At 60.0% G+C, this 5,955-nt stretch carries 5 protein-coding genes; 3 read left to right on the plus strand and 2 right to left on the minus strand.

The features are described 5' to 3' along the window. On the plus strand, positions 1-306 hold a 306-nt coding region (locus BLR02_RS27715), incomplete at its 5' end, for a transposase (protein ID WP_143018376.1). On the opposite strand, the gene BLR02_RS27720 is transcribed toward BLR02_RS27715, so the two are convergent. After that, entirely contained in the window at positions 278-655 is a 378-nt protein-coding gene (locus BLR02_RS27720; RefSeq protein ID WP_090665437.1) for an integrase arm-type DNA-binding domain-containing protein, read from the minus strand. The genes BLR02_RS27715 and BLR02_RS27720 overlap by 29 nt on opposite strands. Before the next feature lie 1,825 nt (positions 656-2,480). Between BLR02_RS27720 and BLR02_RS29115 the strand changes: the two genes are divergently transcribed. Together BLR02_RS29115 and BLR02_RS27735 are read left to right on the plus strand one after the other, a co-directional pair. Continuing rightward, entirely contained in the window at positions 2,481-3,578 is a 1,098-nt protein-coding gene (locus BLR02_RS29115; RefSeq protein ID WP_218128103.1) for an HlyD family efflux transporter periplasmic adaptor subunit, read from the plus strand. 3 nt (positions 3,579-3,581) lie between these two features. Next, positions 3,582-5,549: a glycosyltransferase family 2 protein gene (locus BLR02_RS27735; RefSeq protein WP_090665440.1), complete on the plus strand. Its 1,968-nt coding sequence runs from the start codon at positions 3,582-3,584 to the stop codon at positions 5,547-5,549. A 62-nt stretch (positions 5,550-5,611) separates the two neighbouring features. On the opposite strand, the gene BLR02_RS27740 is transcribed toward BLR02_RS27735, so the two are convergent. Continuing rightward, positions 5,612-5,955: transposase (locus BLR02_RS27740; protein ID WP_143018378.1), on the minus strand; the 344-nt coding region annotated here is incomplete at its 5' end.

Raw genomic sequence — 5,955 nt, forward strand, 5'->3', positions numbered from 1 at the left:
CGGCCCAGGCCGACGCGCCGTCGTCCCCAGCACCTCTGCCTCGACAAGGGTTTCGACTATGACGAGCCGCGCGCTCTGGCCGAGGAGTTCGGCTTCACCCTGCACCTGCGCACGCGTGGCGAGGAGGTCAGGGCCAAGCGGCACGCCCGAGCCAAGGCGCACCGTTGGGTCGTGGAGCGCACACACTCCTGGCTCCATCGGTTCCGCTCGATCCTGATCCGCTGGGCCAAGAAGTCCGCCAACTACCTCGCGCTGCTCCACCTCGCGCTCGCCATCATCACCTGGCGACATGCCCTACCGGGATAGGTTCTAAGTAGGCGTCACACAACTCGGCCACCGTCGGCATGGCCTTCCGGTGGTCACGCTCGGCCGCCGGGTCGCGCCCAAGGCGCAGGGCGTCGCGGTGCGCCGTGGCGGCCTTGCGCGCATCGTCGATGCCCCAATCGCCCCGGCCCCAGGGGCCGATGGTGAGATAGCGCTGGCGGCCGCGGCCGGTCGAGTCGCGCTCAACGGGGCTACGGTACTTGAAGACGAAGAACACGCGCCCGTCCTCGCCGCGGCGGCGGGCGCCGAGGCCGCGTACCTCATAGTCCCAGAGGGTGGTACCTGGCGTCAGGGCGTTCAGGGCGCGCTCGGTCAGGCGCTGGGCGGTCATGGCTCACCTGGGATGCGTGGCTACCCCATGGCTACCCCGACACCGGACGACAGGGAACGTCACGAGTTGTCAACTCATTGATACTGGCTGATTACGGTGATGCCTGACGTCCCCTGACGGTCCATGCGGTTGCCCTCCGAAGGCAAAGGTCGTACGTTCGAATCGTATCGGGTCCGCCAATCTCCTCAGTGGGTTAGCTGATTTTTCTGGCCAGCTTGGGGCGGCTGGTTGTTGCGGCGCTATGCGCTTGTGGTTCTTCGCAAAGCCTTCGCCATCCATTCGGATGCCGACCTCCAATCCTGGTGGCATCGTCTTGGCGCCGCTCTCCAACGATCCCGATGAGGGCGGCGCGGATCAAGCTCTGCGAGGCCCATGGCCGGATCGCAGGTTATCATCCTTGGCGATGGCATTTGGCATTGCCGCCGCTCACCTGATGCCTGGGCAGGCCCGTCTCCATGACCGTGGTGCCACAATCCGATCAACGACCAGCCTCAATGGTCCTGAGTGGCCTTGCGCGCTTCGCCGACGCAAAGCCGAGGTGCACCTGCCAAAAGTTCGGCCCATCGGCGCAAGCTAAAGGTCAGACATCTGGAGAGTTATGCAAAAATCAAGTTCGTAATTGACAGACAGATAAGAACGTGAAATCCAAGTTGAATTTATAAACTATTATACGGAATAATTCTAACATATTTGAATTTATTCTACATAAAAAGGTTTGTTTGAGTAGTTATTGCTGTGTCAGTTGATGTTAACCGCTAAATTCAGCAACATGTACATGGGTCTATGCATGTCTGGTGCGGTGGGCATGTCAGGGACTGGTCGCTCATCAACGTACCAGGCGAGGCGTCCCAGCATTCAACTTAGCCCGAAGCTGCGGAATCCTTCAGGTGGATTACTCACTACAGCGTCTTTGGCGACAGGTGTTCGCTTTGCCGACACAATACTATGAGCGGAGCTGAAATATATATTTTTTAAATAACACCTCAAAAATACCAATTTCAAGAAAATAACTGTTATTTTGCCGCAGAAGCCGAAAGGCATGTGACAGTAATTTTCCGTCTGGAAATTGTGTGCGTATTTCGGAATATACATAAGTCTGCAGGAATGTTCCATTTTAGGTGGGCATCCGCGAAGTATTAAGATTGCTCCTGAGTATAGGCGTGGTTCTCGGTCGGCCTTGCGGTAGTCAGCAGGCGGCCATCGCTCATGGCAAATGGATCGACTCCAACCGCCTGGTCGGAATGGAATTGGTGTTCAGCGTTCCCCAGCGCTGTGCGATCGCCTTGATTCCACCAGTAGCGCGTTGCCCAGGTGCCGGCCGGCACCGACTATTGGGCGCTTGTACTGCTGGTTCTGTTCCAATCGAGGGTTGCAAATTCTCCAGTAAAGTCGCTCGCACAAGATCCCTCCCCGGCAACCTTGGGAAAGTTGCTAATCACAACAAATAGCGTCTCAACATAAAGACCTCGCAATTTCCTGATTTCGGTCCGCAAAAGACATCAGGAGATGCTGTTCGAGTCTCGCGGTCTGATGCATCTAATTGCCTGCATCCTGAGTAGCTTGTAACAAAATGGAGATAACATAGGTGACTCAGCCGGACAGCAATCCTCATCCGCGAGTTCAAAGTAATGTTTCACCACCTGTAATACGCACTGGACCGAAGGACAGAGCAACGCAACCAGTCCGTTTGGTGGAGGGAAGTGACGAACCAGCAGGGGCTCATGCGCTCGCTCCTGTTCCGGATCAGGTCGTTCCGGCCCCTATACCCCAAGCAAGCAAGGGCGAGGAAAAGCGCGGCATTCTGGGCCGGATTTCCCGAATCGGCTTGGGTCTCACCGCTGTCGCTGTGGCTGGCTATTTCATCTATGATCGGTTTTTCGCTCTGGGCAGCACCAATGCCGTGCTGAGCGCCACCCCAGTGGTGGTGCGCGCTCCGATCGATGGACAACTCACGCTTGATCTCATTGCTCCAGGGACGCTGCTGGATGCGAAGGCGCCCATTGGAAAGCTGGCAAATACCCGCCTCGACAACAGTAGAGTCAACGAACTGACTGCCCAAGTCTCGGCAGCAGAGCAGGAAGTAGATCTGATCCGCAGACGGATCACCAATGCCGAGCATGAAGCCGTTGAGGCCCTGTCACAAGCCACTATATTCCAAAAAGCCAGAGTCGAGCAAATCGGCTCCCGCCTGGACGAAAGTGAGGCGCGGATCCGCAATGCCCAGGCTCGCCTCCGCGAAGCCGAAGGTATTCAGGGGCGCAACGAGCAGTTGTTGCGCTCGGGTGTTGCCACCGTGGCGGCCGTTGAACAAGCCCGCCGTGGTTTGGAAGTGGCACGGGGTGAGCTCGATGTCGCCATCCGCCAGCGACAGGGCATCCGCACCGAGCTGGATGCTGCCAGCCAGGGTATCTTCACCGGGGAGACGGGGACAAACCGCTCGGCCTCACAGCAACAATATGACCGCCTGCGGCAGCAGCAACGCGAATTGTCCGCCCTGTTCCTTGACCGGCAGGCCCGGCTCGATGCCTTGCGTGAGCAGTTGATGCAGGAGCGCCTCCAGATTGCCCGGCGGGTCTCCGCCGATCTGGAGGTGTTGGTGCGGAGCCGGCTGATCCGCGTCCATGCCCAATCCGGCGAGTTCGTTCGCCAGGGTCAGGAGATCGCCACCCTGATCGACTGCACCCGCCCCTTGGTCGTTGCCGAGGTGAGCGATCGCATCTTCCGCTCTCTCAGTATGGGCATGCAGGGCAGCTTTACCCCGGTGGGTGGTGGCCAGACCTATCAGGGCACCATTGTTGAACTGCAAACTCCGTTGACCAGCCAGCCCGGTCAGAGCGGTTCCTACCGCGCCATCATGCAGATCAATGACCCCGCCCTGGTACAGTCCTGCGATACCGGCCGCACTGGGCGGGTATCCTTCTAGGCCATGGCCGATCTTGCCTGGGCTTTTGTGCCCATCTTCCTGATCGGTGGGCTGGCAGCTCTCGTGCTGCCGCGCCTTGACCCGGACAACCGTTATGCCCGGCTGATCGGAGCCTGGGTCACCGCTGCGCTGCTCCTGCGCTACATGTGGTGGCGCACCGCGGCCTCCCTCCCTCCTTGGGAGGGCTCCATCGGCAACGTCATCGCCTACGCCTTCTTTGTCATCGAGATGATGAGCTCAGTCGCCGGGCTGCTGCTCATCCATGTGTTGAGCAAGACGGTCAATCGCAGCCGGGAGGCGGACGAGCATCCGCCAACCTCCTTTCCCGGCGGGGCGCCACTGATCGACGTATTCATCCCAACCTACAATGAGAAGGAGGAAATTCTCTACCGCACCATCGTGGGTGCGCTGAATCAGGAATATCCCCGCTACCGCGTATGGGTGTTGGATGACAAACGCCGCCCTGCCATGAAGGCGTTGGCGGAGAGCCTGGGTGCCAACTACCTCACCCGCTACGAGAACAGCCATGGCAAAGCGGGCAACATGAACAATGGGCTCAAGCACGTCTTCGCCCTGAATGAACCGCCCGATGTCATTGCGGTATTGGATGCCGACTTCGTGCCGACGCCGCAGTTCCTCTGGCGCACCTGCGCGCTCATGCATGACCCCAAGGTGGTGGTGGTGCAGACGCCGCAGCACTTCTTCAACCCCGATCCCATCCAGTTGAACCTCGGCGGTAGCCGCATCGTGCCGGACGAGCAGCGCTTCTTCTTCGATGTCATTCTGGCATCGAAGGATGCGCATGGCTCGGCCTTCAGTTGCGGCACCTCCGCGTTGGTGCGGGCCAGTTTCCTCAAGGAGATCGACGGCTTCCCGACCGAGAGCGTGACCGAAGACCTCCTGCTGTCGCTGAAAGCCAGTGGGCTGGGCTATGTCACTCACTACCTCAACGAACCGCTGAGCGTCGGCCTCGCGCCCGAGGGCTTGCAGGAATACCTTACTCAGAGGGGACGCTGGTGCCTTGGTACCATGCAGATCGTCCGCACCAAGTGGGGGCCATTCTCGATTGGCCCGGTGCCTTTGCTGATGCGCCTGCATACCATGGACACCGTGTTGTTCTGGACCGTCGGCTCGCTGATTCGCATTCTCAGCCTTGTGATCCCGATCCTATACTGGTGGACCGGGCTGGTGGTGATTGAAAGCGATCTCGCCAGCATCCTGAGCCATCTCGGCCCTTACTGGCTGTGGTGCGTCATCTTCCTCGGATGGGTGAGCCGTGGTCTCAATGTGCCGGTGATCGCCGAGGCGATGTCGCTACTGGTCTGCGTCGAGGCCATCAAGGCCAGCATCATCGGGTTGTTCGGCTCCAAGAATCAGAAATTCAAGGTTACGGCCAAGGGGACCAGCCGCGGCGGCACGGTGGTGCAGTGGAACATCATTCGCTGGTACCTGGGATTGATCGTTCTGACCCTCGGCGGCATCCTGCTCAGCGCCGTGGAGGGGCCGATTGGAAGCACACCCGCACATATCGAGGCCATGAACCTGTTCTGGAGCGTGTACAACATCTGCACGCTCCTGGTCGCCTGCTTGATCTGTGTCGAGCGTCCACGCTTTCGCCGTGAGGAGCGGTTTGACACAGACGAGCCGTCGCAGATCGTCGCCACGGGAGGGATCAGGCGCAACGCCAGGATCCGGGATCTCTCGATCCTGGGTTGCCGGCTGGAGGTGTCCGATAGCGGAAAGTTGACGGAAAACCTGGGCGTTTATGTGCTGATACAGGATGTTGGTTACGTGCCCGCGCGGGTCGTGACGCTGCGGGATGGGCGATATCTCCATGTCGAGTTCAACGCCTCGCCGGAGCAGCGGGAAGCCATCACCCGCAAGCTGTTCTCGGGTCGTTATGCCCGGTCGGTGACCCGCATGAGTGCCATGCAACTGGCACGAACCATCCTACACCGGGCGGTCACTTAGCATCAAAGACCCGGTGGTGAGTAATCGCGCTGAAGGGCCGCACGGCTTCAGGCTAAGGCTTGTTAGAGCTTGGTGACTTTGATCCAGTCTGCGGTGGCTGCGAGGCAGAGCACGCCAAGGAAGGAGCGCGCGGTTTTCTCGTAGCGAGTGGCAACAGCGCGCCACTCTTTCAGTCGTGCCCAGAGGTTCTCGACCAGATGCCGGTTGGCGTAAACCCAGTCCGGGCAGGCCACTGGCGCGTCGGTGCGCCTGGGCGGGATCGCAGGCCGCGCGCCCATGGCCCAGATGCGCTCGCGGAAGGCGTCGGAGGCAAGACCGAGGTCGCCGACCACCCAGCCGGGCACGTCTGGCAGACAGTCCAGCAGCCCCGGCGCCATGGGCAGTTCATGCGCCTGGCCCGGTGCCA

Origin of the sequence: Belnapia rosea (assembly GCF_900101615.1) — a bacterium.
Classification (GTDB): Bacteria; Pseudomonadota; Alphaproteobacteria; order Acetobacterales; family Acetobacteraceae; genus Belnapia; species Belnapia rosea.

Bases quoted from the DNA above. Each gene is read 5' to 3' on its own strand.
- BLR02_RS27735 (WP_090665440.1), top strand. From the start codon at position 3,582: ATGGCCGATCTTGCCTGGGCTTTTGTGCCCATCTTCCTGATCGGTGGG.
- BLR02_RS27720 (WP_090665437.1), bottom strand. From the start codon at position 655: ATGACCGCCCAGCGCCTGACCGAGCGCGCCCTGAACGCCCTGACGCCA.